Below are 15171 nucleotides of genomic sequence, written 5' to 3'. Positions count from 1 at the left end.
ACGATGGAGCGCTACAAACCCAATGTCACCGTGGCCTGCATAGTCCACTGCCAGGGCAAGTTTCTGATGGTTGAAGAAATCATCGACGGCAGATCTGTGTTTAACCAACCGGCAGGTCACCTTGAAGCGGCGGAGTCGCTGATTGATGCCTGCAAGCGCGAATTATGGGAAGAAACCGGTATCAGCGCCGAGCCCTGCCGCCTCGTTGGCATTTATCAGTTCAGCGCCAGTGCCGAGCTTGCGTTTTTGCGCTTCACCTTTGTCTGTGAACTCGATGACATAGTGCAAAGTGCGCCACAGGATGCGGCTATCCATGCCCTGCACTGGCTTACTCAGGCCGAAATTAACGATGCTCTGCGCAACCTTAGAAGCCCTTTGGTCAGCCGCTGTATCGACGACTACCTGGCTGGCAATGGTGCAGAACTCAGCATCCTAGACAGCGAACTTCTTTCCATAGCCGCTAGTGGCAATCCGTGATAGAATACGCCCCCGAAAAAACGCCGCAGTTTCAATGCCGAACAGATAAACAACAGGCGCTGAGCCAAGCATTGCTTAGCCATTGTTTTATCTGTGTTTTGCCTGCAATTTGCCTGCGCTTATTTGCAGCACGGGGCAAACACCGCGGTGACTGGTTACTCGAAAGGATCATTTTCAACGTATGACGTCAACAACAGCTTCTCCCGCTGAAATCGCTGCCAACAGCAGCAAAAAAGTCATTGTCGGCATGTCCGGCGGTGTGGACTCTTCTGTCTCTGCGTACCTTTTGAAACAACAGGGGTATCAGGTTGAAGGCCTGTTCATGAAAAACTGGGAAGAAGACGACACCGACGAATACTGCGCCGCCGCTGAGGATCTGAAAGATGCCCAAGCGGTATGCGACAAGCTCGGCATCAAGCTGCACACAGTGAACTTTGCCGCCGAGTATTGGGATAACGTGTTTGAGTACTTCCTCGCCGAATACAAGGCTGGCCGTACCCCGAATCCCGACATCATGTGCAACAAGGAAATCAAATTCAAAGCCTTCCTTGAGTTTGCCGATGACATCCTCGATGCCGATTACATCGCCATGGGCCACTATGTGCGCCGCCGCGACACAGACGGCAAAACCGAAATGCTGCGCGGCATCGATGGCAATAAAGATCAGAGCTACTTCCTGTACACCTTAAGCCACGAGCAGGTTGCCCGCAGCCTGTTCCCGGTTGGCGAGCTGGAAAAGCCGGAAGTGCGCCGCATCGCCGAAGAGCAAGGTCTTATCACCCACGATAAGAAAGACTCCACCGGCATCTGCTTTATTGGTGAGCGTAAGTTCAAAGACTTCCTCGCTACCTACCTGCCCGCCCAGCCAGGCAACATTGAGACTCCAGAAGGCGACATCATTGGCCGCCATGAAGGCCTGATGTACCACACCCTCGGCCAGCGCAAAGGCCTGGGTATTGGCGGCATGAAGAATTCAAACGACGACCCCTGGTATGTGGTCGACAAAGACATGGCCCGCAATGTATTGGTGGTGGCCCAGGGCCACGAGCACCCAAGGCTGATGTCCAAAGGCATGCGCGTTAACCAGCTGCACTGGGTTGACCGTAAGGGCCCGGCTGATGGCGCGCTTATCAGCGTGAAAACCCGCTATCGCCAGCAGGACATTCCCTGCACCGTGAAGATTATCGACGAACAGACCATTGAAGTGCTGTTCGATGAGCCGGTGGCCGCAGTGACCCCGGGGCAGTCGGCGGTGTTTTATGACGCTGAAGTCTGCCTTGGCGGCGGCATCATCGACAGCCTGATTAAGGACTGAGCCATGAGCCAAATGCAAGCCCGCACCATGGCCTTTGCCGGTATCTTGCAGGCGCTCGCCCAGGTGCAATACATCGCCCGCCATGGTGACAGCGACACAGACGCCATGGCCGCCAGCTTAAATACCATTCTGATAACAAGCCCCGAGCAGCCGGAGGACGTTTATGCCGATAAGGTGCAGCTTCAGGTGGGTTACAAGTGGATTTTGAATCAGCTTGGCGACGGCGAAAGCAAAGACGTCGAGATGACCCGCTATCTGGTGGGACTCCTGGCGCTCGAGCGCAAACTTTCCCGCAGCAATGCGTCCCTTGGCATGCTGTCTGAGCGCATCAACCAAATTCATCGCCAGCTCAACCACTTTGCCATCACCGATGAGCAAGTGGTTGCCAATCTGGCCAGTATTTACAGCGATATCATCAGTAACCTTGGCCCCAAGTTGCAGATCACCGGTAACCCAAATGTCCTGCAGCGGCCGCTGGTGCAGCAGAAAATCCGTGCCCTGCTGCTGGCCGCCATGCGCAGCGCCGTTCTGTGGCGCCAGCTGGGCGGCAAGCGCCGTCATCTGGTGTTTGCCCGCAAGGCCATCGTCGATACTGCCAAGAAAAATCTTACCCTATAGACAAATAAAGCCATTCCATTAAGGAGCTTAACAATGGATCTTTCCGCACTGACAGCTATCTCTCCGGTCGACGGCCGCTATGGCAGCAAAGCCGCCGAACTGCGTGGGATCTTCAGCGAGTTTGGTCTCACCAAGTACCGTGTTCAGGTTGAAATCAACTGGCTCAAGCTGTTGTCCAGCTGCCCAGAAATTGAAGAAGTGCCTCCTTTCAGCGAAGAAGCGCTGGCACTGCTGGACGGCATCAAAGATAACTTCAGCGTAACCGACGCCGAGCGCGTAAAGACCATCGAAGCCACCACCAACCACGACGTAAAAGCGGTTGAGTACTTCATCAAAGAAAAAATTGCCCAAAGTGCCGAACTGAGCGCCGTAGGTGAATTCGTTCACTTTGCCTGTACCTCAGAAGACATCAACAACCTGTCCCACGGCCTGATGCTCAAAGAAGCCCGTGAGCAGGTACTGGTGCCTTACTGCCAGAAAGTGCTGGATGCAATCAAGGCTCTGGCCAAGACCTACAAGAGCGTGCCTATGATGTCACGCACCCACGGTCAGCCAGCCTCTCCTACCACTCTGGGTAAGGAAATGGCCAACGTGGCAGTGCGTCTTGAGCGTCAACTGCACCAGATCAAGGCCGTGGAAATCCTCGGTAAAATCAACGGCGCCGTAGGTAACTACAACGCCCACCTGTCTGCCTACCCGGAAGTTAACTGGCATGCCCTGTCTCAGCGTTTTGTCACCAGCCTGGGCCTGAACTGGAACCCGTACACCACCCAAATCGAGCCGCACGACTACATTGCCGAGCTGTTTGATGCCGTGGCCCGTTTCAACACCATAGTGATTGACTTCGACCGTGACATCTGGGGTTACATTGCCCTGGGTCACTTCAAGCAGAAGACCATCGCCGGTGAAATCGGTTCATCTACCATGCCGCACAAGGTAAACCCAATCGACTTCGAAAACTCCGAAGGCAACCTGGGTATCGCCAATGCACTGATGCAGCACCTAGCCTCTAAACTGCCGGTTTCCCGCTGGCAGCGCGACCTGACCGACTCCACAGTGCTGCGCACCCTGGGCGTGGGTATTGCCCACAGCTTGATTGCCTATCAGGCTACCCTCAAAGGCATCAGCAAGCTGGAAGTGAACGAAGCGAGCCTGGCCGCTGAACTCGACAGCAACTGGGAAGTACTGGCTGAGCCGGTGCAAACCGTGATGCGCCGTTACGGCATCGAAAAGCCATACGAGAAGCTCAAAGAGCTGACCCGTGGCAAGCGTATCGATGGCCCTCAGCTGGCTGCCTTTATCGATGGTCTTGAGCTGCCAGAGCCTGTGAAGGCTGAGCTGAAGCTGATGACCCCGGCCAGCTACATTGGCCGCGCCGAAGCCTTCGTGGACGACCTTATCTAATCCACTAATGGAGAGGCGGCAAGGGAAACCAAGCCGCCTTTTTTAACACTATGTATAAGCTCAATCTCGATTTTCAATCATTCCTCGCCAACGACTGGCAGCAAGCCCCCAAAGTCTATAAGGGTGCCTTCCCTGAATTTGACGATCCCATTGCCGCCGACGAGCTTGCAGGCCTTGCCTGTGAAGAAGAAGTCTCGAGCCGGGTCGTGGTCACCAAGGGTGAAGACTGGGACGTTATCTCCGGCCCATTCGAAGACTACGACCAGTTCGGCGAGCAAGGCTGGCAACTCTTGGTACAGGCCGTAAACCACTGGTACCCGGACGCACAGCCCTTGGTAGAAGCCTTCCGCTTCCTGCCGGATTGGCGCTTCGATGATTTGATGGTGTCATTCGCTACTCCCAAGGGCGGCGTGGGACCACACATCGATAACTACGATGTGTTTATCATTCAGGGTGAAGGCCGTCGCCGCTGGACCGTCGGGCCAAAAGGCAACTACGGTCGCCGTGGTGGTAACCCAACCTCGCCATTGATTGAAGATTTTGAGCCCATTATCGACGTGGTGTTGGAAAAGGGCGATGTGCTCTACATTCCGCCAGGTTTCCCCCATCAGGGCGAGACCCTGACCCTGGCGCTGTCTTACTCCATGGGTTTCCGCGCCCCCAGCCAGCAAGAACTTGCCGGACAAATTGCCGATCAGCTGATGGATGAAGACAAGGGCCACAAGCGCTTTATTGCCGCCGAAGGCGCCGCCAGCAAAGGTCTGGTAAGCGTCGCCGAGCAGCAGGGCATAATGCAGCTTATTCGAGAGCTGTGTGACGATAGCGATACTGTCGCCAAGCTGCTGGGTAAGCTTCTGAGTCAAAACCGTTTCGATTTGGATATTCAGGAAGATGAGTCCATGGATGGGGCCGAGCTGCAGGCTGCGCTGGACGAAGGCGCCCTGCTTAGCCGCATCGGCGGGCTTAAAGTGCTCAGGATGGAAGGCGACAGCGAGCCAAGACTCTTTATCGCCGGTGAAGGCTATGTGATTGCCGGCGCCACTGACGAGGAGCTGGTTCAGGTTGCGGATGATGTGACAGTCAGTGCTGACATTGCCCTTCAACCCCATTGGCAGTGCTTTTTTGCCGATATGCTGAAGAAAGGCTATTTCTATCTGGCCGAGGCGTGAGCCGAATCTGAGTAAGCGTCAGCGCGAAAGCGCCCTGAGCACATTGAAGCACCCATTAAAAAAGGCACCATTCAGGTGCCTTTTTTGTATCTGTCATTTTGTATCCGGCATTGCTGCGCCTCACCGCGGCTCAGCTTAGCCCCATAGTTTTTCATCCTGCTGGATTTGATACAGGCTCTGGGCGCGGGAAATCAGGAGATTGGCAAACTTGGCCTGGGTTGGATCTTTCACCGCACCGGACTGAATAAGGTTTTCCGCTTTGAGTTGCCACATCATCGAGAAATGACGCAGGGCTTCACGGGCGGTTTTGGCGACTTTGACATCCACATAATCGCTTGGCAGATCGCCCGACATCACCCAAAACGTTTGCTTGGCAGGCTTCTGGGCTTCCATTTTCCACACGGCGACATACGGGGCCAGATAGCGGCTCTCATCGACCAGCACTTTACCCGGCAAAATGCCTTTTTCGGCCAAAAAGCGGTTGGCCTTTTGAAACTGGGTACGCACCCACTCCTGACGCAGCGCTTCGGGATCCTGTGCTGCGGTTTCTACCTGGGGTTCCTGGGTTTGCTCAGTCATACTTCATTCCTATCTTATTGTTATACCGTGCAAATAAACACCGACGACGGGATTTGTAACGGGGAGTTGATGGGTCGAGACTGCCATAACTTTACGTTGACGTAAAGTGGAAAGCTAAATTGCCACGGCGATCACAAATATTCCACACACGGCCTTTGTTGAGAGTATCCCTAAATGCTATGGTTTCGCAATAAATATAACGACCGCAGGCCTTCCCTGCGGCTTTTTATAAGCAATCCGGAGATCCTCTAACGTGGCTGTATTCAATCATGTATCTTTTGACGAGCATGAACAGGTAGTGTTCTGTCATGACAAGGAAAGCGGCCTGAAGGCCATTATCGCGGTTCACAACACCAACCTTGGTCCAGCAGTGGGTGGTTGCCGTATGTGGAACTACCAGTCCGATGACGAGGCCCTGACCGACGTACTGCGTCTCTCCCGCGGTATGACCTATAAAAATGCCCTTGCCGGCCTGACAATGGGCGGCGGCAAGTCGGTGATCATCGCCGATCCCAAAACCCAGGACAGAGAAGCCCTGTTCCGCGCCTTCGGCCGTTTTATCAATACCCTGGGTGGCAAATACTATTCAGCAGAAGACGTGGGCACTACCACCGCCGATATCATGATTGCCCATCAGGAAACCCCGTACATGGCGGGTCTGGAAGGCAAGAGTGGCGATCCTTCACCTTTTACCGCCCTGGGCACCTACCTGGGGATCAAGGCAGCGGTGAAGCATCAGCGCGGCCTGGACACACTCAAGGGGCTTAAGATCTCCGTACAGGGCGTTGGCCACGTGGGTTACTACCTGTGTAAGCACCTGCATGAAGAAGGCGCCGAGCTTATCGTCACCGACATTCATCAGCCTTCCCTCGACCGGGTAGCCACCGAGTTTGGTGCGACCGTGGTTGCGCCGCAGGATATCTACTCTCAGGACGTGGACGTATACGCCCCCTGTGCCCTGGGCGCCACCATCAACGATGCCACCCTGCCGCTGCTCAAGGCAAAGATTGTGGCGGGCTGTGCCAACAACCAGCTGGCCGAGCCACGCCACGGACAGCTTCTGAAAGACATGGGTATTCTCTATGCCCCTGACTATGTGATTAACGCCGGTGGCATCATCAACGTGTCGTTTGAGAACAACTACGACGTAGCCAAGTCCACCGCCAAGGTCGAAAAAATTTACGATACCCTGCTGACCATCTTCACCGCTGCGGATGCGCAAAATCGCACCACAGGTGAAATCGCCGACGAGATGGCGCGCGCCATTATCGACGCCGCTGCCAAATAAGCTTAGCGCTCGGTCACTTAGGGGAAACCAGTCCGGTTTCCCCTTTTTTATGGCCAACATCAAGGCTCAAATACGGCGAAAATCTTTTGCCAAACTATTTTTATCCGCCCATCAGGGGGATAGAAATTTGTCATCCATTTTTACGATTTTCTCGCTGGCGAACCCTCTTATCCTTTGCTTGACTTAGACACTCCCCCAACAGCAGGAGCCCTTCATGGTCTGTTTCAAATACAGTCTGAATCAGGATGCAGTGGAGTTGCAGGCAAGCAATTGGAATGGTATTGAGCGCGTGTTTGTGAACGGTGAAATGGTGTCAAGCAAACTGAATTTTGCCGGACAAAGTGAGCATACTGTCGCGTTGAAAGACGGACACAGGGCAAAATTTCAATTACTTATCGATCCTCAGACTGAAGAGATCATGTGCCGCATTTACAAAAAAGGTGTGCTTATCGCAAGCCTTAAACAGGGCAAGGACAACCTGGCGCAAACCAAATCGATGATGTGGCAACTTCTGCTGATGCTCTGCTTGGGCGGCGGCCTCTTGCTGACCCTGGCCAACTGGAACTGAGCGACTGAAACTGACTCGCCAACGCTTGCGGACTGAATTTGGCCAATTGAATCCGGCCAATTGAATCTGGCTAATCTAAGCTGGCCAATTAAGAATGGCCAGTCGAGGCTGGCATGCAGGGCCTCAGCGCTGAGTTGACTGCTCACCTATCCAATAACAAGGCCGGCAATTGCCGGCCTTGTTATTTTTGTCTGTGCGGTTTGCGCGCTGTGTAACCGGAAAGACTCAGGTTCGGTTTATCTTATTCAGCAGCTTCATCAGCAATGCCTGCTCTTCATCGTCCAGTTCGGCCATAAACTTCTCGTTCACCCGTTCGGCCTCGCAAATCAGGTCCTGCTCCAGCGCCTTGGCTTCGTCGGTGAGGAAAATCTGGAAAGCGCGGCGGTTATCGGCTTCCTGATGGCGGGTAATCAGCCCCTGCACCTGCAACTGATCAAGCAGGCGGGTCATGGTGTAGTTGGCCACATCGCAGCGGCGCGACAGTTCAGTCTGGGTAATACCTTCCTCCTGCCACAGCGCAAACAGCACCGGCCAGAGCTTGATATCCAGCTGATAGCGCCTGAGGCGTTGGTCCAGCTCATTGGCAATGGCCACATTGAGATGGGAAACCAAATAACCAAGACTTTCCTGACGATTCAAACAGCACCTCCCGTCATCCAGCAAGCGTTAAGTCTCCTTAACCACTTCCTTTAATACTATCACCTAAAGCGCAATAAACTAGGAGGATGCGGGAAATTCAACTTCAGTCGTCAACCAGGGTTTCGGCAAATCGATAGAAGCAGGCGCGGCCCATGCTGGCGCTGAGGTCATTCTGCAACGCAATCAGCACTCCATCCTCGGCGAGTTGGATATCGCTTGCACTGACCAGATATTCATGTCCAAGTGTTGAAATCAGTCGAAAACCGCCCTCAGCGGGCTCAAAATCGACGATAACCACAGGCGTGTGAGCCACAGCCACCCTCACCCGCTCCATCGGCGTCACCAGCGCCCAGTGCTCGCCATCACGCCTGAGCACCGACATAAACAGCCTGGCAAACTTCTCTGGCAGGGCCTCGCCGAGATATTGCCACTGGCCGTGGGTATCTATGCTGAAAAGCGGCTGCTCACTGCAAAGCGCCGGCACGGCCTGTGTGCGACTGTCTTTGAGGCTAGATAGCGCCGCCGATACCTGCTCAGGGTTTTCATTATCTTTGGAATTCATATTTTCACAGCCCCAATAGCAAAAAGGCCCCGAAGGGCCTTGGCAAGCTTAGATAAGCTCCAGCAACGCTTCCAGCGGATGCTTGGGCCTGAAGCCTGAGAAGCGCTTCACCTGAGAGCGGCAAGAATACCCAGACACCAAAATCTCGGCTTGTGATGTGCCCTCAATGCTTTCTTTCCAGGACATATCATACAGCTTTTGCGAGCGCTCCAGGTTATCCAGCTCATGGCCGTAGGTGCCTGCCATGCCGCAGCAGCCAAGGTTCTTCACCTTGAGCGTGGCGCCAAATCTGGCAAACACGGTACTCCATTCTTTGGCGGTGCCCGGCTTGGCGGTGGACTCGGTGCAGTGGCTGAACCAGGTGTACTCGCGGCCCGATGACTCACGCTGCGGCAACGCCTCAAGCACCTCCATCAACCACTCGTTGGCGAGCTTGATATTGAAGTCGCCGCGAGCGTTACCGAGCGCCACCTTGTACTCATCACGGTACACCAGCACCATGGCCGGATCCACGCCCACCATGGGCATTTCAAGCTGACTGAGTTCATTGAAGAAGGCCGCCGCCGTGCCTGCTGTGGCAGCAAACTTATCGAGGAAGCCCTTGATATGAGCGGGCTTGCCATTTGGCTTGAATGGCAGCAGCACTGGCTTAAAGCCAAGCTTTTCAATCAGCTTCACGAAGTGATACACCAGGCCTGCATCATAGAAGCTGTTGAATGGGTCCTGGGCCACCAACACGTAACGGCTGCGCTCGGCGGCCGGAATACGTTTCAGTGACTCAAGGTCATACCCCAGACTCTGATGGCTCTCAAGCCTTTGGGTCAGGGTTGGCACCGACAGTTTAGGCGCATCCACATAGCCGATGGCTTTCTTGATAACCCACTGGGACACAGTGTTTTGCGACAGCGCATTCACCATCTTCGGCGCTTTGGCCATCAGCGGCAGCGCATCTTCGATACCGGCCACCAGATAGTCTTTTGGCGGACGCAGATAACGCTGGTAGTAGATATTGAAAAACTGGGCACGGAACTTGGGCACATCCACCTTGACCGGGCACTGACCCGAGCAGGCCTTACAGGCGAGACAGCCCTTTAAGGATTCCATCACCTCGTGGGAATAGTCGTACTCTTCCTTGGCTTTTAAGGTATTTTGCGCCCGCTGCAGCAGCCCAAGGGGCTTGGATTTGGCAAGCTGCTCCACATCCACGCCTTCGGCTTCCAAAAGCCTTAACCATTCGCGCATCAGCGACGAGCGGCCCTTGGGGGATTGGATACGATCGCCGGTCGCCTTGAACGACGGGCACATGGGCGAATAGGCTGAGTAGTTAAAGCACAGGCCATTGCCGTTGCAGTTCATCACATCGGGGAAGGCTTCGCGCACGTTAACGGGAATTTGCCGGTCGAAGCTGCCGCGCTTGGCGCTGTCGACATTATAAAACAGCTCGCCCTTGTCTTTTGGGGCCACCAGCTTGCCGGGGTTTAAGCGGTTATCAGGGTCAAACCAGCCCTTGATGTCCTGCAGCACGCAATAGAGCTCATCACCAAACACAGCCGGACCGTATTCACCGCGGACGCCCTTGCCGTGCTCGCCCCACATCAGGCCGCCATATTTAAGCGTCAGCGCCGCCACTTCATCGGAAATAGTTCGAAGGAGCTGTTCATCCAAGGGATCGCACATATCAAGCGCCGGACGGACGTGCAGCACACCCGCATCCACATGGCCAAACATGCCGTATTGCAACTTATGGCCATCGAGTAGCGCCCGGAACTCCATAATAAAGTCGGCGAGCTTCTCAGGCGGCACGGCAGTGTCTTCGGCAAAGGCGATGGGTTTGCGGCTGCCCTTGGCGGCACCCAAGAGGCCCACGGCCTTTTTACGCATGGCGTAGATTTTCTCGATACTGCCCTTATCGTGGGTGCTTTGAAAGCCCACCACGCCGCACTCGCCGTTTTCGATTTGCTGAGCAAGCACAGCTTCGAGCGCCACCAGTTTGGCGTTTACTTCGGCTTCGTCACCGGCAAACTCCACCATATTGAGGCCATCGATATGCTTGCCGGGCACCTCCTGAATGAGTTCACTCACCGAGTGCCAGACGATATCTTCACGGGCAAGGCCCAGCACCTTGGAGTCGACGGTTTCCACGACTGTGGCGTTGGCTGCCACCAGCGACGGTGCGTGACGCAGCGCCGACTCGAAAGAATCGTATTTGATATTCACCATGGCGCGCTGCTTGGGCAGCGGCGTGAGATTCACCTTAGCTTCGGTGATAACGGCCAGGGTGCCTTCGGAGCCGGTAAGAATGCGGCTTAAATCGAACTGACTGAGCTTATCGTCCCACACGTGCTCCAAATCGTAACCGGTGAGGAAACGGTTTAAGCGTGGAAAACGGGTTTTCACCAGCTCGCGCTTGTCGCGGCACACGGCGGAGATATTGGCAATCAGCTTACCGGCAAGACTGGTGCTGTCCACTGCATCCAGGTTTTCGGCAGCCATCGGGGCTGAATCCAGCACAGAGCCATCGATAAGCACGCTCTTGAGGCCAAGCACATGATCTGAGGTTTTGCCGTACACCAGTGAGCCTGCGCCCGAGGCGTCGGTGTTAATCATGCCGCCCAGGGTGGCGCGGTTGGAGGTCGACAAATCGGGACTGAAGAAAAAGCCATGGGGCCTTAAGGCATCGTTGAGGGCATCTTTCACCACACCTGCCTGTACCCGCGCCCAGCCTTCCTCGGCGTTGACTTCCAGCACCTTATTCATATGGCGCGATAAATCGAGGATAAGACCGTGGGTCAGCGACTGACCATTGGTGCCGGTGCCGCCACCGCGGGCACTGAAAACCACCTCGCGGAACTCGTCTTTGGCGGCGAGTTGCATCACCCGCTGCACATCCAGGGTGCTCTTGGGATACAGCACCGCCTGCGGCAGAAACTGATACACGGAGTTGTCTGTGGCCTGCACTATGCGGGCGCTGTAACGGGTATCTATCTCGCCGTCAAAATCAGCGGCAAGCGCCTCGAGAAAGGCCAGATAGACGGGTTCCAGAGTTTGCTGGTGAGAAAGCAGGGGTAACATGCACGGCGTCTGTGTTGTTGTTTTATGCGGGCATTATAAACAAAAAAAAGCCGCTAAAAAGCGGCTTTTGTTACACATCGGTAAAAAGGGGCGCCGCTGGCGCCGACCTTCTCAGAATGTGGCTATATTTGCCCGGATTAACCGTGGGCCTCGGCCAGGTACAGCCAGGTATCGATCACTGTGTCAGGGTTCAGTGACACGGTATCAATGCCCTGCTCCACCAGCCAAGCGGCGAAGTCGGCGTGATCAGAAGGACCCTGACCACAAATGCCCACGTAGGCGCCCTTGGCCTTGGCGGCCTTGATGGCCATGGCCAGCAGTGCCTTCACAGCTTCGTTACGCTCATCAAACAGGTGGCTGATGATGCCGGAGTCACGGTCCAGACCCAGAGTCAGCTGAGTCAGGTCGTTAGAGCCGATGGAGAAACCATCGAAGTGCTCCAGGAACTGCTCGGCCAACAGGGCGTTGGATGGCAGTTCGCACATCATGATAACCCGCAGGCCGTCTTTACCACGCTCCAGGCCCTGCTCTTTCAGGAGTTCAATCACCTGCTCGGCCTCACCCAGGGTGCGCACGAATGGGATCATGATTTCCACGTTCTTCAGGCCCATGTCGTTGCGAACGCGCTTGATGGCTTCACATTCGAGGGCGAAACAGTCACGGAACGACTCAGAGATATAACGGCTGGCACCGCGGAAGCCCAACATTGGGTTCTCTTCTTCCGGCTCGTAGCGGTCACCGCCCACCAGGTTGGCGTACTCGTTTGACTTGAAGTCAGACATACGCACGATCACCTTCTTAGGATGGAAGGCGGCCGCGATGGTGGCGATACCTTCAACCAGACGGGCTACGTAGTACTCAACAGGCGAGTCGTAACCGGCAATCATCTCGTTGATTTCTTCCTGCAGGGCAGCTTCCTGCTGGTTGAATTCGAGCAGTGCCTTGGGGTGAATACCAATCATGCGGTTGATGATGAACTCAAGACGGGCCAGACCCACACCCTCGTTTGGCAGACGGGCGAAGTCGAAGGCGCGGTCAGGGTTACCCACGTTCATCATTATCTTCATTGGCAGATCGGGCATGGAATCAACGCGGCTGGAGATCACTTCGAACTCCTGCTTGCCATCGTAGATATAACCAGTGTCGCCTTCGGCGCAGGATACAGTCACCATCTGGCCGTTCTGGATACGGTCAGTCACATCACCACAACCCACTACGGCTGGCACGCCCAGTTCACGGGCGATAATGGCAGCGTGACAGGTACGACCGCCACGGTTGGTCACGATAGCGCTGGCGCGCTTCATGATAGGTTCCCAATCCGGGTCGGTCATGTCGGTAACCAGTACGTCACCTGGCTGGATTTTGTCCATTTCATCAATGGATTTCAGCACCTTGGCAACACCGCTGCCCACCTTGTGACCGATGGCACGGCCTTCGCTGATCACAGGACCGCGGCTCTTTAAGTGATAGCGTTCAATCAGCTGAACATCTTCACGCGAACGTACGGTTTCAGGACGGGCCTGAACTATGTACAGCTTGCCATCGTTGCCATCTTTGGCCCACTCGATGTCCATTGGACGACCGTAGTGCTTCTCGATGATCATCGCCTGCTTGGCCAGTTCCATCACTTCAGCATCGCTGATGGAGAACTGACGACGGTTCTCAACCGCCACATCTTCAATTTTCACCTGCTTACCGTGTGAAAGATCGTCTGAGTAGACCATCTGGATAAGCTTGGAACCGATGTTGCGGCGAACCACGGCCTGGTGGCCGGCGGTCAGGGTTGGCTTGTGAACATAAAATTCGTCAGGGTTTACGGCGCCCTGCACCACCATTTCACCGAGACCGTATGAAGAGGTCACGAATACCACGTCGTCGTTACCTGACTCGGTGTCGATGGTGAACATAACACCAGAGGAAGCCATGTCGGAGCGCACCATGCGCTGCACACCGGCAGACAGCGCCACACCACGGTGGTCGTAGCCCTGGTGAACACGATAAGAAATCGCGCGATCGTTGAACAGAGAGGCAAACACGTGCTTGATAGCCACCAGCACAGAGTCGTAGCCTTTCACGTTCAGGAAGGTTTCCTGCTGACCGGCAAAAGAGGCATCAGGCATGTCTTCGGCGGTGGCAGAGGAACGTACGGCGAAGGAAGCATCCTTGGTCTCGCCGCAGAGTTTGTCATAGGCCTCGTGGATGGCCTGTTCGAGTTCGGGTTGGAAGGGGGTTTCAATAACCCACTGTCTGATCTGTGCACCCACTTTCGCCAGTGCGTTAACATCGTCGACGTCCAGAGTGTCAAGAATGTCGTAAATCTTCTGGTTTACTCCGCTTTGCTCCAGGAACTCATTAAATGCATGAGCCGTGGTTGCAAAGCCACCGGGGACTTGAACACCTGCGTTGGCCAGATTGCTGATCATCTCGCCAAGTGAAGCATTCTTTCCGCCAACCTTGTTGACGTCGCCCATGCCCAATTCCTGATACCAGAGTACATATTGCTGCACAGTTCTATCTCCGCATGTTTATTTAGTTGGCCCCTTCACACCGGGGCAGCGGCATTTTACACTTCGGGGCATTAAGCGTAAATCTATAATTTTCTTTGTAATTTTATTACTACATGAGGTTGGTATGGCTCGTAAAGTTTTCTACATTTCCGACGGAACGGCGATCACGGCAGAAGTTTTCGGCCATGCAGTACTTTCACAATTTCCCATGGAATTTGAAGCAATTACCATCCCATTCGTGGAAACGAATGCCAAGGCTGAAGCAGTTAAAAAGCAGATAAATGATAGTTTTATTACAACAGGAGAGCGGCCACTGGTATTTCATTCCATCGTGAAGCCGGAGATCAGGGATGTTATCTATTCCAGTGAAGGCCTGGATTACGACTTTTTGAACACCTTCGTGGCACCACTTGAACAACAATTGGGCGTCAGTGCTGCGCCTGTGCTGCATCGCACCCACGGGAAAGCCAACCACAGCTATGAGGCGCGTATCGATGCCATCAACTTCGCCATGGAAAATGATGACGGCCAAACCTTAAAGCACATGGACAAGGCGGATATTATTCTGTGCGGCGTGTCCCGCTGCGGCAAAACCCCATCGAGCCTGTATTTGTCGATGCAATTTGGTATTAAAGCCGCCAATTATCCTTTTACAGAGGATGACATGGACAACTTAAAGCTGCCTGAAGCGCTTAAGCGTAATAAAGGAAAAGTGTTCGGCCTGACCATAGATCCGGTGCGGTTGCAGGAAATCCGCCAGAGCCGGATGGAGAACAGCCGCTACTCGTCACTGCGCCAGTGCCGACTGGAAGTCAAAGAAGTGGAGATGCTGTTCAAGAAGGAACGCATTCCTTATATAGACACCACCAACCACTCGGTGGAAGAAATTGCCACCAAAATCCTCGACATGACGGGCATGGAGCGTCATATGTTCTGATCCTGCTGCAATGAGCAAACGGATCTAACTTAAATC

General features: G+C 54.5%; 13 protein-coding genes. 8 read left to right on the top strand and 5 right to left on the bottom strand.

All coding sequences use genetic code 11. From position 1 onward, the window contains the following. Positions 1-3: 3 nt before the first annotated feature. From MJ923_RS07250 to MJ923_RS07230, 5 genes are all read left to right on the top strand, one after another. Positions 4-477: an NUDIX hydrolase gene (locus MJ923_RS07250; protein WP_240590510.1), complete on the top strand. Its 474-nt coding sequence runs from the start codon at positions 4-6 to the stop codon at positions 475-477. Positions 478-658: 181 nt separating this feature from the next. Further along, positions 659-1792, top strand: a complete 1134-nt coding sequence (gene mnmA, locus MJ923_RS07245) for a tRNA 2-thiouridine(34) synthase MnmA (RefSeq protein WP_240590509.1) — start codon at positions 659-661, stop codon at positions 1790-1792. A gap of 3 nt (positions 1793-1795) precedes the next feature. After that, the gene (gene hflD, locus MJ923_RS07240) at positions 1796-2410 is read left to right on the top strand and encodes a high frequency lysogenization protein HflD (protein ID WP_240590508.1); all 615 of its coding nucleotides are present in this window, start codon (positions 1796-1798) and stop codon (positions 2408-2410) included. A 33-nt stretch (positions 2411-2443) separates the two neighbouring features. After that, a complete protein-coding gene (gene purB, locus MJ923_RS07235) occupies positions 2444-3814 on the top strand; it encodes an adenylosuccinate lyase (protein ID WP_240590507.1) in 1371 nt (456 codons plus the stop codon). A gap of 50 nt (positions 3815-3864) precedes the next feature. Next, positions 3865-4983, top strand: coding sequence for a cupin domain-containing protein (locus MJ923_RS07230; protein WP_240590506.1), 1119 nt, complete (start codon positions 3865-3867; stop codon positions 4981-4983). Between the two features lie 135 nt (positions 4984-5118). Here the strand turns inward: MJ923_RS07230 and MJ923_RS07225 are convergent, their stop codons facing one another. Next, complete coding sequence (locus tag MJ923_RS07225; protein ID WP_240590505.1) at positions 5119-5562, bottom strand: DUF4826 family protein; 444 nt, start codon at positions 5560-5562, stop codon at positions 5119-5121. 253 nt (positions 5563-5815) lie between these two features. On the opposite strand from MJ923_RS07225, the gene MJ923_RS07220 reads away from it, so the two are divergent. Continuing rightward, complete coding sequence (locus tag MJ923_RS07220; protein ID WP_240590504.1) at positions 5816-6850, top strand: Glu/Leu/Phe/Val dehydrogenase dimerization domain-containing protein; 1035 nt, start codon at positions 5816-5818, stop codon at positions 6848-6850. A gap of 214 nt (positions 6851-7064) precedes the next feature. Beyond that, positions 7065-7418, top strand: coding sequence for a hypothetical protein (locus MJ923_RS07215; protein ID WP_126167221.1), 354 nt, complete (start codon positions 7065-7067; stop codon positions 7416-7418). Positions 7419-7643: 225 nt separating this feature from the next. On the opposite strand, the gene MJ923_RS07210 is transcribed toward MJ923_RS07215, so the two are convergent. The 4 genes from MJ923_RS07210 to ppsA form a co-directional block, all read right to left on the bottom strand. Further along, positions 7644-8057 carry a MarR family winged helix-turn-helix transcriptional regulator gene (locus tag MJ923_RS07210; protein WP_240590503.1) on the bottom strand — a complete coding sequence of 138 codons (414 nt, stop codon included), beginning with the start codon at positions 8055-8057 and terminating at the stop codon, positions 7644-7646. A 103-nt stretch (positions 8058-8160) separates the two neighbouring features. Further along, complete coding sequence (locus MJ923_RS07205) at positions 8161-8619, bottom strand: DUF1285 domain-containing protein (RefSeq protein WP_240590502.1); 459 nt, start codon at positions 8617-8619, stop codon at positions 8161-8163. 48 nt (positions 8620-8667) lie between these two features. Continuing rightward, entirely contained in the window at positions 8668-11691 is a 3024-nt protein-coding gene (gene ydiJ, locus MJ923_RS07200) for a D-2-hydroxyglutarate dehydrogenase YdiJ (protein ID WP_240590501.1), read from the bottom strand. Between the two features lie 137 nt (positions 11692-11828). Beyond that, entirely contained in the window at positions 11829-14198 is a 2370-nt protein-coding gene (gene ppsA / locus MJ923_RS07195) for a phosphoenolpyruvate synthase (RefSeq protein WP_240590500.1), read from the bottom strand. Positions 14199-14322: 124 nt separating this feature from the next. Between ppsA and ppsR the strand changes: the two genes are divergently transcribed. Next, positions 14323-15135 carry a posphoenolpyruvate synthetase regulatory kinase/phosphorylase PpsR gene (ppsR, locus tag MJ923_RS07190; protein WP_126167225.1) on the top strand — a complete coding sequence of 271 codons (813 nt, stop codon included), beginning with the start codon at positions 14323-14325 and terminating at the stop codon, positions 15133-15135. The last annotated feature ends 36 nt before the right edge of the window (positions 15136-15171 follow it).

The sequence above is a fragment of the Shewanella zhuhaiensis genome (assembly GCF_022484835.1).
GTDB classification, from domain to species: domain Bacteria; phylum Pseudomonadota; class Gammaproteobacteria; order Enterobacterales; family Shewanellaceae; genus Shewanella; species Shewanella khirikhana.
Note: the sequence above shows the minus strand (reverse complement) of the source record. Positions and strands in the feature narration are given on the sequence as shown.

Excerpts from the sequence above, each read along its gene's own strand:
- MJ923_RS07250 (WP_240590510.1), top strand. The coding sequence starts at position 4 with ATGGAGCGCTACAAACCCAATGTCACCGTGGCCTGCATAGTCCACTGC.
- MJ923_RS07205 (WP_240590502.1), bottom strand. The coding sequence starts at position 8,619 with ATGAATTCCAAAGATAATGAAAACCCTGAGCAGGTATCGGCGGCGCTA.
- ppsR (WP_126167225.1), top strand. The coding sequence starts at position 14,323 with ATGGCTCGTAAAGTTTTCTACATTTCCGACGGAACGGCGATCACGGCA.
- hflD (WP_240590508.1), top strand. The coding sequence starts at position 1,796 with ATGAGCCAAATGCAAGCCCGCACCATGGCCTTTGCCGGTATCTTGCAG.
- MJ923_RS07225 (WP_240590505.1), bottom strand. The coding sequence starts at position 5,562 with ATGACTGAGCAAACCCAGGAACCCCAGGTAGAAACCGCAGCACAGGAT.
- purB (WP_240590507.1), top strand. The coding sequence starts at position 2,444 with ATGGATCTTTCCGCACTGACAGCTATCTCTCCGGTCGACGGCCGCTAT.
- mnmA (WP_240590509.1), top strand. The coding sequence starts at position 659 with ATGACGTCAACAACAGCTTCTCCCGCTGAAATCGCTGCCAACAGCAGC.
- ydiJ (WP_240590501.1), bottom strand. The coding sequence starts at position 11,691 with ATGTTACCCCTGCTTTCTCACCAGCAAACTCTGGAACCCGTCTATCTG.
- MJ923_RS07215 (WP_126167221.1), top strand. The coding sequence starts at position 7,065 with ATGGTCTGTTTCAAATACAGTCTGAATCAGGATGCAGTGGAGTTGCAG.
- MJ923_RS07230 (WP_240590506.1), top strand. The coding sequence starts at position 3,865 with ATGTATAAGCTCAATCTCGATTTTCAATCATTCCTCGCCAACGACTGG.